Annotated in this window: 14 protein-coding genes and 1 pseudogene; 13 read left to right on the top strand and 2 right to left on the bottom strand. The window is 40.6% G+C overall.

Annotated elements, in window-relative coordinates; translation table 11 throughout:
• Entirely contained in the window at positions 1-2409 is a 2409-nt protein-coding gene (locus ACXACJ_RS08155; protein ID WP_475133859.1) for a glycoside hydrolase family 31 protein, read from the top strand.
• Positions 2410-2599: 190 nt separating this feature from the next.
• Here ACXACJ_RS08155 and ACXACJ_RS08150 read toward each other — a convergent pair whose 3' ends face one another.
• A complete protein-coding gene (locus ACXACJ_RS08150) occupies positions 2600-3400 on the bottom strand; it encodes a helix-turn-helix domain-containing protein (protein WP_475133858.1) in 801 nt (266 codons plus the stop codon).
• Between the two features lie 95 nt (positions 3401-3495).
• Here ACXACJ_RS08150 and ACXACJ_RS08145 point away from each other — a divergent pair, with 95 nt between their 5' ends.
• The 6 genes and pseudogenes from ACXACJ_RS08145 (at position 3496) to ACXACJ_RS08120 (ending at position 9168) form a co-directional block, all read left to right on the top strand.
• A complete protein-coding gene (locus tag ACXACJ_RS08145) occupies positions 3496-4122 on the top strand; it encodes a 3-keto-disaccharide hydrolase (protein WP_475133857.1) in 627 nt (208 codons plus the stop codon).
• Positions 4119-5063, top strand: a complete 945-nt coding sequence (locus ACXACJ_RS08140) for a carbohydrate kinase family protein (RefSeq protein ID WP_475133856.1) — start codon at positions 4119-4121, stop codon at positions 5061-5063. Before ACXACJ_RS08145 ends, ACXACJ_RS08140 begins: the two co-directional genes overlap by 4 nt.
• Positions 5064-5088: 25 nt before the next feature.
• Positions 5089-6779, top strand: a pseudogene (locus ACXACJ_RS08135) (GMC oxidoreductase).
• Positions 6780-6796: 17 nt separating this feature from the next.
• Complete coding sequence (locus ACXACJ_RS08130) at positions 6797-7876, top strand: Gfo/Idh/MocA family protein (RefSeq protein ID WP_475133855.1); 1080 nt, start codon at positions 6797-6799, stop codon at positions 7874-7876.
• Between the two features lie 33 nt (positions 7877-7909).
• Positions 7910-8461, top strand: a complete 552-nt coding sequence (locus ACXACJ_RS08125) for a gluconate 2-dehydrogenase subunit 3 family protein (RefSeq protein ID WP_475133854.1) — start codon at positions 7910-7912, stop codon at positions 8459-8461.
• A complete protein-coding gene (locus ACXACJ_RS08120) occupies positions 8461-9168 on the top strand; it encodes a galactosamine-6-phosphate isomerase (RefSeq protein WP_475133853.1) in 708 nt (235 codons plus the stop codon). The genes ACXACJ_RS08125 and ACXACJ_RS08120 overlap by 1 nt, the downstream gene beginning before the upstream one ends.
• Positions 9169-9333: 165 nt before the next feature.
• Here the strand turns inward: ACXACJ_RS08120 and ACXACJ_RS08115 are convergent, their stop codons facing one another.
• Entirely contained in the window at positions 9334-11025 is a 1692-nt protein-coding gene (locus ACXACJ_RS08115; RefSeq protein WP_475133852.1) for an FAD-binding oxidoreductase, read from the bottom strand.
• Positions 11026-11317: 292 nt separating this feature from the next.
• On the opposite strand from ACXACJ_RS08115, the gene ACXACJ_RS08110 reads away from it, so the two are divergent.
• The 6 genes from ACXACJ_RS08110 to ACXACJ_RS08085 all read left to right on the top strand — a co-directional run bounded on the left by ACXACJ_RS08110 (position 11318) and on the right by ACXACJ_RS08085 (position 14911).
• Positions 11318-12061, top strand: a complete 744-nt coding sequence (locus ACXACJ_RS08110) for an RHS repeat domain-containing protein (protein WP_475133851.1) — start codon at positions 11318-11320, stop codon at positions 12059-12061.
• Entirely contained in the window at positions 12061-12213 is a 153-nt protein-coding gene (locus ACXACJ_RS08105; protein ID WP_475133850.1) for a hypothetical protein, read from the top strand. Before ACXACJ_RS08110 ends, ACXACJ_RS08105 begins: the two co-directional genes overlap by 1 nt.
• Positions 12210-12410 carry a hypothetical protein gene (locus ACXACJ_RS08100; RefSeq protein ID WP_475133849.1) on the top strand — a complete coding sequence of 67 codons (201 nt, stop codon included), beginning with the start codon at positions 12210-12212 and terminating at the stop codon, positions 12408-12410. Before ACXACJ_RS08105 ends, ACXACJ_RS08100 begins: the two co-directional genes overlap by 4 nt.
• On the top strand, positions 12403-12771 hold the full coding sequence (locus ACXACJ_RS08095) for an energy transducer TonB (RefSeq protein ID WP_475133848.1): 369 nt from the start codon (positions 12403-12405) through the stop codon (positions 12769-12771). Before ACXACJ_RS08100 ends, ACXACJ_RS08095 begins: the two co-directional genes overlap by 8 nt.
• 247 nt (positions 12772-13018) lie before the next feature.
• Positions 13019-13726 carry a toxin-antitoxin system YwqK family antitoxin gene (locus tag ACXACJ_RS08090; protein ID WP_475133847.1) on the top strand — a complete coding sequence of 236 codons (708 nt, stop codon included), beginning with the start codon at positions 13019-13021 and terminating at the stop codon, positions 13724-13726.
• Between the two features lie 312 nt (positions 13727-14038).
• The gene (locus ACXACJ_RS08085; RefSeq protein WP_475133846.1) at positions 14039-14911 is read left to right on the top strand and encodes an RHS repeat domain-containing protein; all 873 of its coding nucleotides are present in this window, start codon (positions 14039-14041) and stop codon (positions 14909-14911) included.
• The last annotated feature ends 250 nt before the right edge of the window (positions 14912-15161 follow it).

Below are 15161 nucleotides of genomic sequence, written 5' to 3'. Positions count from 1 at the left end.
ATGAAGAAAAATTTAGCAACTTTAATATTGTTATTGTTCACTTACTCTGGCTTTGCACAGTTGCAAAATTCGGGGGTACTGAATGAGCCGCCAGATATCAGTGGCGATTTTCGTGACATGCGAAATACTTTTTTTGTGGCGGAAAACCTTACTGCTTTTGATCCCAATTCTGGGCAAGGTAAACTACGCTTTGTAAGACACAATCTGGCCACCAAACAGGCTTTCGACAATATGTTGATGGGCTTAAATCCAGCGCCAGCCAACGAATTTCCTACTACTGAATACGAGGCCTCTCCAGAACATCCGTTCTCAATTCAATTTATTTCTGATAGAACCATCCGCATAAAAATGACTTCTGGCCCTCAATTCAATGCGCCAGAAGAATCGCTGATGTTGGTGAATGGAAAAGCGGTGGAAAATCGGTCGGCATGGACTTATTCAAAATCTATCGAAGGACACGAATACAAAAGTGATTTCGGCCGAATTTTAATCACTGAGAAGCCATGGCATATTTTCGTCTATGACGCACAGGGCAAATTACTCACTCAAACCATTCATAAATCTGATGTGAGTAATACTTATACGCCTGTAGTGCCATTCTCTTACATCAGACGGGCTTCAGACTATTCCAGAAGTATGGATGCGGTTTTTAGTTTATCACCAGGGGAAAAAATCTTTGGAACAGGTAAGTCATTTCAATCTTTCAATAAAAGGGGAGAAAAGGTGGTTCTATGGACGGATGATGCCAATGGCGTTCAAAATGAGACCATGTATAAGCCTATTCCTTTTTATATGAGTAGCAGAGGGTATGGCGTTTTTATGCACCATTCTAGCCCAATTACAATTGATTTTGGCAAGTATTTCAGTGGTACCAATAGCATGATGATAGGGGACGATGAACTGGATTTATTTCTGTTTATCGGTGAACCCAAAGATATTTTGGATGAATACACGGATTTAACGGGAAAAGCTCCGATGCCGCCTTTATGGTCCTTTGGATTCTGGATGAGCCGCATTACCTATTTTTCCGAAAAGGATGGAATGGAAGTAGCCGCTAAACTTCGAGAGAACAAGATTCCTTCCGATGTGATCCATTTCGATACAGGTTGGTTTGGTGTGGACTGGCGAAACGACTACACTTTTCCGAAAGATCGTTTTCCTGATCCTAAAAAGATGTTAGCGTCTTTCAAAAACCAAGGTTTTGAAATCTGTTTATGGCAGTTGCCTTATTTTACGCCACGTAATACACTTTTCAATGAGTTGGTGAGCAATAACCTTGTGGTGCGTGATAAAAAGGGGAATATTCCTTATGAAGATGCTGTGCTGGATTTCAGCAATCCTAAAACGGTAGCTTGGTACCAAAAGAAAATTGGAAAGTTATTGAACGATGGAGTTGCTGTAATTAAGGTCGATTTTGGTGAAGCTGCTCCTGCCGATGGCATTTATCATTCTGGGAGAACTGGATTCTATGAACATAATCTTTATCCTTTGCGCTACAATAAAGCTGTGGCCGATATAACCAAAGAAGTTACGGGAGATGCCTTTATTTGGGCCAGAAGTGCTTGGGCTGGAAGCCAGCGTTATCCTGTTCATTGGGGTGGAGATGCTGCAACGTCTAATACCGCAATGGCTGCCACTCTGCGAGGTGGTTTATCATTTGGCTTATCAGGTTTCTCTTTTTGGTCGCATGATATTGGAGGTTTTACGACTGCCGCTCCTGAAGGCTTATATAGCCGCTGGACACCTTTTGGAATGCTTTCATCGCATGTAAGAAGTCATGGAAATCCCCCAACTGAACCGTGGGAATACGGTAAAACCTTTATGGATGGTTTCCGATTGGCCGATAATATGCGATATCAGTTGATGCCGTATATCTATGCCCAGGCAAAGCATTCAAGCGAAAACGGGTTGCCTATGGTTCGCGCTCTATTTGTGGAATATCCTAACGATCCCGGCTCATGGTTAATCGATGATGAATATCTTTTCGGTTCCGATATTCTTGTGGCCCCATTGTTTGAAGATGTTTCTTCCAGAGATGTTTATTTACCGCCAGGCCAATGGATAGATTATCAGACAGGTTTATCATATTCTGGTGGGTGGCATCAAATTGAGGCTGGTAAAATTCCAGTGGTAATGCTAGTGCGCGATGGGGCTGTAATACCTCATATGAAATTGGCGCAATCCACTAAGGATATGGATTGGACAGACTTAGAATTGAAAGTGTTCAGTACAACAAATAATGAAGTAGCAGGTATGGTCTATTTGCCTGGAAGAGATAAAGTTGAATCAATTAATATGAGAAAATCAGGTAGCAAATATACCCTCGTTTCTGACCCATATGCTCAGGAAGTGAAATGGAAAATAAACACTCCAAAACAACCTAAAGCTATCATACAACCAGGAAAATAGGTTTTACATTTTAGTGCGGGTGTTAAAGAATACATCCTGAAATATTCTTTACACAATTTTAACCCAGTAGAAAGTCTCTGCTGGGTTTTTATTTTCTCAAGCTTTTCTTTCTGTATAGCTAATGTCGAAATGATGGTAAAACAGGTTTCTACAAATAGAGTGTAATACCAATTCTAAAATGTCCACTTCACTAACTGCGATTCAGATATTTGTGAAGGTGGCTGGCATCTGTAAATCCCCAATTGATGGCTACGGCTTCTTGGGTAAGTTCGGAGTTTTTGAGTTGAGCGGCAGCTCCTTTTACACGATACTGCAATGCAAATTCAGAAAAAGTAGCGCCCATTAAATCTTTGAATTGCTTTCTGAAATTCGTTACCGACATATGGCAAACAGAAGCGGCTTCTTCAGTAGTGATCAGTCTTCTTTCATCAAAAATGAGCTTTAAAGCCTCATGAATTGACTCTTTTGAAAGACGTTCTTCTTGCTTCTCAGGCACCTTCCAACCTTCCATAAGCAAGAGTAGGATTTGGAACAGATAGAGTTTAGCCCAATCTACTTCTCCGTGCTTGTTCAAATGCTGATTCACCTTGTTTGCCAATTCTAAAACCTCAGCTTTTACCTTTTCAGAAGCTTGTGGTCGATGATTAGGATGTGCCAAAAAAGCGGCCATCACATCTTGATTCAAAAATTGATTATGCGCTAAATACCTTGGGTCAATAACAAAAACCACGACTTCGCAAGGGGCTTCAGAAATTTCAAAACCATGTGGTTCCCACATATTGCAAAGCCAAACCTCGCCAGCACCAATTTCCATTTCATGCCCAAAGAATTCCCGCTTCATTCTGCCTTTGGTGATAACTCCCAGCTCAAGCTCATAATGCATGTCAAACCATCCTTCATCATCTCTTCCGTGTTGATTTACAATGATTTGAATGGGTTTTTGGTCATTCAGTTCAAAATAAAAGCGTTTTAGATCAAGTTGGTTTATCATGCTAGTTCAATACGATCTTACAAGAATTATGGAGGAATTTACAAAAAGAAGCTGATTGTATATGAAGATATTTGATAAGCATCAATATGGAAATTATGAGAGTATTACTTACAAGCCTTTTAATGTCCGTTCTGGTTTGTGCTCAAGCGCAAGAATGGAAACCTCTTTTTAACGGTAAGGATTTTACCAATTGGGAACATGTGGGCGATGGTTCCTTCGAAATTGAGGATGGCATGCTGAAGACTAAAGGAGGCATGGGACTCTTATACTACACGCCCAAAAAGCTCGGAAACGTGCAAATCAAAATTGTTTATAAAGGCGCTGATAAAAATAATGCGGGAGTGTTTATACGCATCCCAGAGAAACCAACTGAAGCCTGGATGCCCGTAAATAAGGGGTATGAAGTGCAGATTGACGATCGTGAAGATGAATACCATAAAACGGGCGTCCTTTATTCTTTAACGAAGGCCAAGGCGGCTCCTGGCAAACCTAACACCTGGAATGAGATGATCATAACCCTAGACGGAAAACGTACAATGGTTACCGTAAATGGGGTTATGGTCACTGATTTTTCTGAAGGTGATGAAGTGCCAGAAAAGAAATTGGACTACGAGCCAGACAGAGGTCCAAGGCCGAAAAAAGGATATTTCGGTTTGCAAAATCACGGTGGTGACGATGTAATTGTTTTCAAAGAAGTAAGCATTAAACCACTGGGTAAATGAAATACGATTTGGCCATAGTTGCCGATCTGTGTATCGATTTACTTGTTTCAGGAAACGAGGCACCAGAATTTGGTCAGGTAGAAAAGTTTGTAGATGACTATCACCTTGGCTTAGGTGGCTCTGCCGCCATATTCGCTTCTCAATTTGCTAAACTGGGAGGGAAACCTGCCTTCTATGGCCTGATTGGAAATGATGCATTTGGTGAAATGCTTCATAATCAGTTACACGAATCAGGGATTGAAACCAATTTCCTTTACAAAGTACCTGATGTAAAAACTTCGCTTGGCCTTGGTTTAATCAAAAATCAAGATCGGGCCATGCTTACTTATGCCGGTGCGATGGAAAGTATAACAATGTCCAGAGTACTTTCTTCGGGAGTTTTCCAGAACGCCAAACACATTCATATCTGTGGGTTTTACTTGCTCAGTCATTTGATTGACGACTGGGCTACGGTGATCAAAGAATTCAAGATGAATGGTGGAACGGTTTCTTTGGATACCAACTGGGCTCCCGAAGGCAACTGGCAGGAGGTGCATCCTATATTACCATTTGTAGACGTTTTCGTGCCTAACGAGCAGGAAGCCATGCATATTTCTGGCCAATCAAGCATAAAAGAAGCAGGGCTTTGGCTCAGCAATCATTGCGATTTAGTAGTGATTAAAATGGGAGAAAAAGGTGCGAAGGTTTTCGATAAAAAGGGTTCAAAACAATACACAATACCGGAAAGACTTTTACACCATTTGGTGATTAAAGATACCACAGGCGCTGGTGATAATTTTTGTGCTGGTTTTGTATTCGGCTGGCTCCAAGGGCAATCTGTGAAGGAATGTATGGAGCTAGCCCTTACCTGCGGAACCTCTAGCTTAAATGCTATGGGAGGAATTGACGGTCAATGGGTTCCGAAGAAAAAAGGAGTGACCAGCTTATCAGAATTGGATTAAGTTTTTTGCTAAAGAAGGAGAAGAAATGGAAAATCAGTTTGACGCCATTGTTATTGGATCGGGAATTTCTGGAGGATGGGCAGCCAAAGAGCTTTGCGAAAAGGGGCTTAAAGCCTTGGTTTTAGAACGAGGAAGAGATGTAAAACACATCAAAGACTACCCAACTGCAATGATGAAACCTTGGGAATTCAAACACCGAGGCCGAATGACCAAAGAATTCTACGATGAAAATCCACTGATATCTAAAGCAGCAGGTTTTGGAGAAGATACCGCTCACTTCTTTATCAAAGATTCCGATCACCCCTATGTTCAAGAAAAACCTTTTGAATGGATCAGAGGCTATCAAGTAGGGGGAAATCCCTGATTTGGGGACGAGCTTGTCAGCGTTGGAGCGATTATGAATTCAAAGCTCCTCAAAAATATGGTTATGGTATTGGCTGGCCAATTGGCTATAATGATGTAGCACCTTGGTACAGCCATGTTGAAAAATTTATTGGGGTTTGTGGAAATAAGGATGGCATAGAAGCCATGCCCGATGGAGAATTCTTGCCTCCTTATGACCTCAACTGCGTGGAACAACACATGCAGGATACCCTAAAGACGCACTTTCCAGACCGCTATTTGGTTCAAGGGCGCTGGGCTCACATCAGCGAACCGAACCAAATACATTTAGACCAAGGTAGGGGCAAATGTCAATGCAGAAATCTATGTATGCGTGGCTGCCCCTACGGAGGCTATTTTAGCTCAAATACTTCCACTTTGCCTTGGGCGGAGAAGACCGGGAACCTTACTGTAAGACCATTTTCAGTTGTGCATTCGATTGTATACGATGAAGCTACAGGTAAAGCTTCTGGTGTAAAAATTATCGATGCAAATACCAAAGAAGAAATCGTTTATAAGGCCCGTATCATTTTCGTAAATGCTTCGGCTTTAAACAGTACTCTAATTCTGCTCAATTCTAAATCCGATCGTTTTCCAAATGGCTTGGGCAACGACCATGATATTTTGGGTAGATATGTCAGCTTTCATATTTATAGAGCGGGAGCAGGAGGAAAGATGCCCGGTTTTCAGGATAAATACTTCTACGGAAGAAATCCTTCTGAATGCATCATCGCTAACTACAGAAATCTAAAAGAGCAAGACACAGATTTTGTGGGAGGCTATACAATTTTCACAGGAGGTTATAGAAACAGAGCCGATCAAGTTGCTGAAAATGAGCCTCAATTGGGTACTGACTTTAAGCATAAATTAAGTAAGCCTGGCGATTGGCGCGTGTATATGTACATGCAGGGAGAAACCATTCCTAAGCCAAGTAACCGCGTTTATTTGAGTCCCGATAAAACTGATGATTGGGGAATTCCATTGCTCGTTACCGATGTAGGATATGACGATAATGATGAGAAAATGATCAAGGATTTCTTACAGGAAAGTCGTAAAATGCTTGAGAAAATGGGCTGTGAAGAGATTGAAACCTACGATAATCATCAGGCACCAGGTTTGGATATTCACGAAATGGGAGGCGCAAGAATGGGTGCTGATCCGGCAACTTCTATGTTGAACGAACATAACCAATTGCATGCCTGTAAGAATGTTTTTGTAACGGATGGTGCCTGCATGGCAAGCACAGGAAATCAAAGTCCTTCAATTCTTTATATGGCCCTAACAGCTCGCGCTGCCAACTATGCGGCTGAGCAATTCAAGAATGGAGTATTGTAATCAAATTGAAAAACACCATGGATAAAAAAGTTGGAGTAGGCCTGATTGGCTCTCAATTCATATCGAGTATTCACGCAGAATCATTAAAGCATGTGGCTGATGCCGAAATATTGGCGGTAATGTCGCCAACCGAAGGTAACGCTCAAAAATTTGCAGAACGCTTCAATATTCCGAATCACTTCACCAACCTTGACGATATGCTGGCCATGCCAGAAATTGATATGGTTGTGATTGGCGCTCCTAATTATTTGCACTGTGATATTACACTAAAAATAGCCAAAGCGGGCAAACACGTAGTGGTGGAAAAGCCGCTATGTATGAATTTGGAAGAAGCTGATTTGATGATTAATGCCTGCAAAGAAGCCAATGTAAAGTTGATGTATGCTGAAGAACTTTGCTTCACGCCAAAGTACGTGCGTTTGAAAGCTCTGCTCGATGAAGGTGCACTAGGAAAACCCGTTCTTTTCAAGCAATCAGAAAAGCATGATGGCCCGCATGCTGATCACTTTTGGGATGTGGAACGTTCAGGCGGTGGCGTAACCATGGATATGGGTTGCCACGGAATTCAATTTTTCAGATGGCTGCATCCGGGCAAGGCCATAAAGTCGGTTTATGCACAAATGATGACGGGTGTTCATGCCGATAAAACCAAAGGAGATGATAACTCCATTGTGATTATCGAATTTGAAGATGGCGTTGTGGCTATGATGGAAGAAAGCTGGACTAAACTGGGAGGAATGGACGATAGAGCCGAAATCCACGGTTCGGAAGGTGTGGCTTATGCAGATGTGCTTCAGGGTAATTCTATTCAAACATATAGCAATAAAGGTGTTGGTTATGCGGTTGAAAAGGCCGGCAACACAATCGGTTGGAGTTATACTATGTATGAGGAAAACTGGAATTATGGTTTCCCTCAAGAGTTCGCACATTTTGTGGACTGCGTTAAAAACGACAAACAACCTTTGGTAACAGGCGAAGACGGAAAAGCAGTCTTGGAAGTTATTTACGCAGCTTATGAGTTGGCCGGAACAGGTAAAAAGGTGATGATGCCTTTCAAGCCAACGGTAGACAAGCCATACAAAGGCTGGAAGAAATAGACATGGTTCTAAATTAAATCAAAGGGAAAGATTATGGAAAGAAGAGAAGCATTAGGTTTAACGGCTACCTTTTTTGGAGCTGCTTTAATCGGCTCGCAAGCCTTTCTTACGGGCTGTTCTCCGGCTCAAAAAGTGCAAAGCTTGAAGATAGAAGATAGTGATGTGGCTTTACTGGACGAAGTGGGCGAAACCATTTTACCAAACTCAGATCTTTCCCCAGGAGCCAAAGCGGCTCATATTGGTGATTTTATGAAAACCATGGTGAACGATTGTTATGATGAAACTGAAGCCAAGATTTTCAAAAACGGAATTGCTGAATTGAACCAAGCTTCCAAAAAAGAATACGACAAAGAGTTTATACAAATATCACCACAACAGAAGTTCGAATTGCTCTCCAAATTCGATCAAGAGGCTAGGGCAGGGCAAAGCTCTGGTCAGCCTCACTTCTATAGAATGATGAAAGAACTGACCATATGGGGTTATTTCACTTCAGAACCTGGAACAACCAAAGCCTTACGCTACAACCCGGTTCCTGGCCGTTACGATGGCTGTTTGCCTTACAACAATGAAAACGCTTGGGCCTAATGCGCATTCAACATTTTGATAGTTATGAAGCCATGAGCCAAACGGCTGCTCAATGGGTTTTGGAAGAAATTGAAAGAAAAAGGGACCTTTTGCTTTGCGCAGCAACAGGCAATTCGCCTACTGGACTTTATGCTTACTTGGCCGAAGCTTATAAAACTCAAAAGCAAACCTTTAGCCAGCTACGCATTCTGAAGTTGGATGAATGGGGAGGCCTTTCTGCTACGCATTCTGGCTCTTGCGAATATTATCTTCAAAAGCATGTAATTGAGCCTTTGGCGATTTCTAACGATCGCTATGAAGGCTTTCAAACAAAGCCTGAAAATGCCGATGAAGAATGTAAAAGGGTTCAGTCCATCATCGATAGCCAAACCATCGACCTTTGTATTTTGGGCCTGGGCAAGAATGGACATATTGGTTTTAACGAACCCGCACAAGCTTTAAAGCTGCATTGCCATGTGGCTGAACTTTCTGAAGCATCGAAACACCATGGTATGGTAGCTGATATGGATGAAAAACCCACTTACGGCATGACTCTCGGCATAAAGGACATTCTTTCGGCCAAACGAATTCTTCTGATTATTTATGGTTCAGGGAAAGAAGAAGCCATTCAAACGCTGCTTTCGGAACAACTTACTACGGAGTTTCCGGTAAGCATGCTTTGGTTACACAATCATGTGGATTGCTTAATAGTAAATCAAAAGCATTAAGGAAATCAAGGGTAAAGAACGCACCCTTGAGATTGTAATAGGTAGATTTTAAAGCCTCAGATAATTCTGGGGCTTTTATTTTTGGGTGATATAGAAGACTGCGAAATAGATAAAAAATAGCCCACACTAAATGCATGGGCTAAGTAATTTGAACTTACGATTACGTTAGATAATACTCTTTCTAATCCTGAAATGGTTTAATGGATCTAGTGAGTATTCCTCTTTAATTTGAATCAACTCTTCATAATTCTGAGCAAAGTAAGTTTTGGTAGGAATAGAACTATCCTTAAAGCTGATAAAAGCGCCAGAGGTTTTTGGAATATCATAATCCCGAGCTACTTCCATCCAGTCTAAAGCCCTATTGGTTCTGTCATTTACAAAACTGTCTTGGCCAATAAGCTTCTGAAAAAGTTCGGTATTCCACCAAGTCTGATATTGTATGGTGTACAGTTTGTCCTTATAAGGGAAAGCACTATCTCCACCCTCAGGGTTGGCCATATAATAATCGCCAACTATTGCGCCTAAGGTTACATAGGTAAACAATCCGAGTTTTCGGTTTCCTTCTAAAATAAGGGGAGAAGTGAGGCTTTCTAATAGTGCTTTATAACCCTCTCCATTTAAACCTTCATGATCAACCAAACGGCTGGTGATTTTGTGTGGTGCTGGATCATCGTAATCAGGAGGAAGTGGTTTTCCTTCCGCAATAAGGTTTGCTCGGTCATCACTCACGGGTAACGATTTGCCCTTTTTATGCAATTCTTCTAAAATCTTGTTGTGCGATTCTCTCGCCCAATTACTCATTAATTTATCACCATAAGGAATGTCGTTATCAGCACCTGTTCCACCATGATTTTCATTAATATCCAACACATAATCGGGCACTTCAGCAAACCATTCCTTTAGGCATTCTACCATCTCATCTTCTTCACCTTCCCAATAGCCATACATTTTCGCATTGTGATACACATGATTCATGTCGAAATCGCCTTTGGCCGGTTGCCCATTTACCTGTAGGTTGGTTCCTATTAATTGGCTGGTTTCTTTGGAGCAAATAACCCGTTCCCATGCTTTTAAAACTTGAATTGTAGGGTAAACGTGGGTGGGGAAATCATCAAAATTATTTTCGTATGGATTCCAAGTAATAGAGAAACGAATCAAAGTCTTTGGCAAATCGAAAGTTTGAATTCTGAACTCTGTAACGAGCCCATAACTCATTCCACCACCACCACGCAAAGCCCATAAAAGGCGGGGTACTTCGCCATTTTCAACATCTACAGACGTTGTTGAGCCATCGCCTAAAACGAGGTCGGCACCAACCAAACGTTCGCAACACATTCCGTATTTACGAGTCCAAGGGCCCCAGCCGCCTCCCATTACAAAACCAGAAATACCAACCGTGGCACAGGTTCCGTGAGGTATCATAACATCCTCTTTTGCTAAATCAGTAGTAAGTTTTTTGAAAATATTACCTGGCTGAATTCTGGCAATTTTTGTTGTAGTGTCTACATCTACATCATCCATTTGAGAAACATCAATCAAAATGGTGTTGGTGCCAGTACATTCAGCTTCGTGATCATGACCACCGGCTTTAATTCTAATGGGAAGGTGATTCTTGATTGCACATTTATAGGTGTTTTGAACATCATCCTGGCTTCTGCAATAAACGATTAGCCATGGCCTTTCTTGAAACCTTCGGTTGAAAACCATACAATGCAGGGTATAGCTGGTTTGAACAGCCCAATCACCGTTTCCGGTTACAATTTGAGATTCAGGTTCTGGGAGCTGCGTTTTTATTTCCTCCGTAAAGTTTAAAAGATTGCGTAACAGTGGGTTAGTAATAAGAATTGGTTTTGACATATCAGAAATTTTTAAAAAATAATTATCCGGTTAATCAGAAAAGTATTTTATCAATTTAAAATATACTATTCAAATAAACTACTGTAATAAAAAAATGTAAAAATAAATTAAGGAAGGTGTTGAATTAGAGTTACTTGGTTTGCTTGTTTCTGGTGGAATTGAATTTTAATAATTGCCAAATTGGGTGTATCTATACATTACAGGCTAGTCGCCCTCTGGCCCTCACTTGGCCACTGCGGTAACCGGTGCTTGCCTGTGGCGAGTACCTAATCAAATGAGATGAATAAAAAGATTGAAGAAAGGAGTGGTAATCAAGAAGATTAATAGTTTGATTTTCGAACAGAAGGAGATATATATGAAGTTTGGTTCTGATATTATAGAAAGTCCAGATGACCAGAGTGATGTGTACGTCTCCAACGAAACGGCCTACGACCTGAACGTGTACTTCGATGATTTTACCATAACCCATACCAAAAGCAAGGTGCTGCAGGAAGATCACAATTATCCATTCGGATTAAACATTTCTGCGCTCAGTTCAACGGCTCCGCTGAGTAAGCCCAATAACTTCCTATATAATGGTAAAGAGCTAAATAAGGAGTTTGATTTAGACTGGTATGACTATGGGGCCAGAATGTATGATCCGACCATAGGCAAATGGAATGGTATTGATATTAAAGCTGATAAATTTGTTACTGTAAGTCCGTATAATTATTCGTTAAATAATCCGATCATTTTTGTTGATCCTGATGGACGAGAAGTTAAACCAGCAAATAGAGCAGCATTAAAAATGATTGCTAATACTCTATCAGCTGAAGATGCTGCGTACGTCCAACTTGATAAAAATGGAATGATTGATAAAAACCTCATTAATCAGCGTAAATCCGAAAGTAGTACGTTTCAAGCTTTGCAAACTTTGGTTAATGATGATCGTACCACTCATATTGAAATACCCGATTCTTATAGTTTAAAGATTCAGAAGGCAATACTCAAACAGAATCATTTAGTGAAATTGATTATAGGAGTGAGTTTGAGCTGATGCTCGAATTTGGTTACATCAAGGAGGAAGCTGAAAAGCTGGATTTAGCAAAGAAAAAGAAGGAGCAGGTATTTTTGGAATTACCATTTTACCAGGAGGAGAAAATGAAGAAGACGGAGATGGAAGGGGTGCAGTTAATGGTGATATTATGATTATTGTCAACCCAAGTGCTACAGATAAGGACAAAGCGAGGTATAACACTCATGAAGCTTATGGTCACGCGCTTTTCTTTATTTTAGGTAAAGACCCTGATCATGGCGGCAGTGATGATAAAGATTTGACAGCCCAAATACTCAACGTGATGGCAGAAGCAGCGAAAAACTATGATGAAAGAGAGAACAATGAATAGATGGTATAAAGCTTTTTTTACCTCGACTATTTTGACGGTTATTCTCTTTGGCTGTGCAAAAGTTGACATAAGTGAGGCAAGTTTCCCATCTGGGAAAGATGGGCTTGATAATTACTTACGAGAAAACTTTAGTTGGAAACAAGGCCAATTATCTATTGAAGGTAAGGTGTATGTGAAGTTTATTGTTGGTAAAGAAGGTGAAATATCAGGTGTAAGTGTAATTAGAGGTTTGTGCGAATCATGTGACAAAGAAGCTATTCGGCTAGTTGAGGATATGCCTAAATGGCTTCCTGCTAACAAACGTGGTAAGCCATTTAGTTCTGAAGTGATTATACCAATAAAGTTCCCTTATGGAATGTGATGTCAACCCACTGGTCTTAGCGTCAGGCTGAGACCAAACAATAGTATAAAACCAACTTCAGCAATGGAGTTGGTTTTTCTACTGGCGCTCACTTGGCCACTGCGGTAACTGGTGCTTGCCTTTGGCGAGTACCTAATCAAATGAGATGAATAAAAGGATTGAAGAAATGAGCGGTATACAATCAGCGTTTTAACGGTAGAAGTAGGAATAACCTAAGGAGAAACAATAAAGCAAGAAAAGGAGGTGGATGATGAAAAGGATATGTGTGTTGGTTTTATTGTTGTTGTCGCATTTTTTGTCCAATGCTCAGAATAAAAAAACGTCCGAAATCATCATTGGGTCGGACACTTTTAAAGTGTACCCTATTATTCTTCCAAAAGAAGAGCCGATAGATTATTCTGGGATGGACTTTTTGTTTTTTCCTGACTCTTTAAGTGATGGTAATTGGGTTCAGTTTTATATAGGAGAGGATAGCTTAGTCGCCAAAAAAGGAAAGTACTCGAACTTTGTTAAGCATGGTGATTTTCTTAGTTATGATATATCAGGGAATCTTTTTGAATCTGCCAGTTATGAACAAGGGAGATTGAGGCAAAAGAGTACTTATTACCGCAATGGCGTTTTGCGGACAAGAGAAGAGTATTCAGAGGAAGGAGGGTTTTTAGTTTACGAGGCTTGGTCTGAAAACAGGCTTATCAAGGTTAGGAGAATACCAGGCTTATATCAGGAATGGTATGAGAATGGTCAAAAGCGAGTTGAAAGACCTTCCGTAAATCGAGAGCTAGATGGGGAGGTTACTATTTGGTTTTCTAACGGAGATATAATGTACCAGGCTGAATGGGATGAAGGAAAGCAGGTAGGTAAAGCACAATATAGCAAACGGCCAGGTGGTAAGTACAAGTACCTGACTTACAAAAAGTTGCCTGATAAGGTTTTAAAACAGCTTAAAGGCTACTAATATTTAAAAACCCTGGGTTTACAGTCAGGATCTTTTATTGCTGGATGATGTTCTGTAGGCTTTCTTTCATGCGCTTGTTGGAGATGGCCAGGGCAAGGTAAGTGAATATTGAAACCTTTTGCTATTTGGTGAGCCCATTCACTAAAGCAACCCACTGGTGCCCCCCTGGTCTTAGCGTCAGGCTGAGACCAAACAATAGTATAAAACCAACTTCAGCAATGGAGTTGGTTTTATACTGGTGCTCACTTTTCCGCTACTGAAACTGGAGCTTGCCTTTGGCGAGTACCTAATCAAAGGAGATGAATAAAAAGATTGAAGAAAGGAGTGGTAATCAAGAAGATTAATAGTATAATTTTCGAACAGAAGAAGATATATATGAAGTTTGGTTCTGACGTTATAGAAATTCCATATGACCAGAGGGATGTGTACGTCTCCAACGAAACGGTCTACAACCTGAACGTGTACTTCGATGACTTTACCATAACCCATACCAAAAGCAAGGTGCTAGAGGAAGATCATTACTATCCCTTCGGATTAAACATTTGTGCGCTCAGTTCAACGGCTCCGCTGAGTAAGCCCAATAACTTCCTATATAATGGTAAAGAGCTAAATAAGGAGTTTGATTTAGACTGGTATGACTATGGGGCCAGAATGTATGATCCGACCATAGGCAAATGGAATGGTATAGAAAGAAAAGCAGAAGATTATTATTCACTAAGTCCTTATAATTACGTATCCAATAATCCTGTGATTTTTATTGATCCGAATGGCGAATTTATTGGGACCTTAATAGGTGGTATAGTTGGAGGGGTTAAAACTGCAATTAAAGGGGAAAGTATTGCCAGAGGGGCAGTTGAAGGAGCTATTACAGGAGGAATAACTGGAGCAGCAATTGATTTAACCGTTGCAACTGGTGGAACTGCAGGAGCAGTAATACTTGCGGGAGCAGCAGGTGGTGGACTTGATGGGGCTTTAGGAGATTTGGCTGGTCAAGTTACTGAGAATTTAATGGCTGGTCAGGGTTTAGAGAAAGCAGTAACTAATGTTAATTTTGATAACACCTTGGATAAAGCCGCTGATGGAGCAATGGCCGGTGCAATAGGTGGTCCTGCTGGGGTTGTTGTTGCTAAAGTAGGTCACCAAATAGAACATAAGATTAAAGCTCCATCAGGAATACTGAAATAATGAAATACTTAATCAAGTATGTTTCAATTGCAGGAATTATTTTTTCAATTGGAATAATATTTTACTCTTTGTATCAACACCTTATGTTTAATGCTTACACTCAATATTTTATATATGAGTGTGTTGAAGTGAGTGACATCAATGTAATTGAGTTATAGAATGATAACTTGAAAGTTCAGTATACTTTTAAAAATAATGGAATTTAATATTCAAATAGGTATATAATTTATAAAGATATTTACTTCGATAA

This window comes from Roseivirga sp. AWQ4_251 (assembly GCF_056158225.1).
Note: the sequence above shows the minus strand (reverse complement) of the source record. Positions and strands in the feature narration are given on the sequence as shown.

Bases quoted from the DNA above. Each gene is read 5' to 3' on its own strand.
- ACXACJ_RS08155 (WP_475133859.1), top strand. From the start codon at position 1: ATGAAGAAAAATTTAGCAACTTTAATATTGTTATTGTTCACTTACTCT.
- ACXACJ_RS08150 (WP_475133858.1), bottom strand. From the start codon at position 3,400: ATGATAAACCAACTTGATCTAAAACGCTTTTATTTTGAACTGAATGAC.
- ACXACJ_RS08145 (WP_475133857.1), top strand. From the start codon at position 3,496: ATGAGAGTATTACTTACAAGCCTTTTAATGTCCGTTCTGGTTTGTGCT.
- ACXACJ_RS08140 (WP_475133856.1), top strand. From the start codon at position 4,119: ATGAAATACGATTTGGCCATAGTTGCCGATCTGTGTATCGATTTACTT.
- ACXACJ_RS08130 (WP_475133855.1), top strand. From the start codon at position 6,797: ATGGATAAAAAAGTTGGAGTAGGCCTGATTGGCTCTCAATTCATATCG.
- ACXACJ_RS08125 (WP_475133854.1), top strand. From the start codon at position 7,910: ATGGAAAGAAGAGAAGCATTAGGTTTAACGGCTACCTTTTTTGGAGCT.
- ACXACJ_RS08120 (WP_475133853.1), top strand. From the start codon at position 8,461: ATGCGCATTCAACATTTTGATAGTTATGAAGCCATGAGCCAAACGGCT.
- ACXACJ_RS08115 (WP_475133852.1), bottom strand. From the start codon at position 11,025: ATGTCAAAACCAATTCTTATTACTAACCCACTGTTACGCAATCTTTTA.
- ACXACJ_RS08105 (WP_475133850.1), top strand. From the start codon at position 12,061: ATGCTCGAATTTGGTTACATCAAGGAGGAAGCTGAAAAGCTGGATTTA.
- ACXACJ_RS08100 (WP_475133849.1), top strand. From the start codon at position 12,210: ATGATTATTGTCAACCCAAGTGCTACAGATAAGGACAAAGCGAGGTAT.
- ACXACJ_RS08095 (WP_475133848.1), top strand. From the start codon at position 12,403: ATGAATAGATGGTATAAAGCTTTTTTTACCTCGACTATTTTGACGGTT.
- ACXACJ_RS08090 (WP_475133847.1), top strand. From the start codon at position 13,019: ATGATGAAAAGGATATGTGTGTTGGTTTTATTGTTGTTGTCGCATTTT.